Annotated in this window: 1 pseudogene; it reads right to left on the minus strand. The window is 73.8% G+C overall.

The annotated features are described in order from the left end of the window. Nucleotides 1-263: pseudogene (locus tag C2142_RS39190) on the minus strand (ABC transporter permease); the annotation flags it as partial.

Consider the following 263-nt stretch of genomic DNA (forward strand, 5'->3'; position numbering starts at 1 on the left):
GTAGTGGCCGGAGGACGCCGGCGAAGGCGGCGAGCAGGCCGCCGAGGATGAGCACGGTCCAGGTGATCCGGTCGACCCGGATGCCGGCGGCGCGGGCGGCCTCGGCGTTGCCGCCGATCGCGTAGAGGGCGCGGCCGTGGCGCAGCCAGGCGAGGGCGCTGCCTCCGGCGAGGAAGAGGAGGGTGCAGATCCAGATTGCGGCCGGGATGCCGAGCCAGTTGGTGCGGCCGAGGTAGGTGAGGGAGTGGGGCAGGGTGACGATG

The organism is Streptomyces sp. CB01881 (genome assembly GCF_002953255.1).
In the GTDB taxonomy this organism is placed as follows: Bacteria; Actinomycetota; Actinomycetes; order Streptomycetales; family Streptomycetaceae; genus Kitasatospora.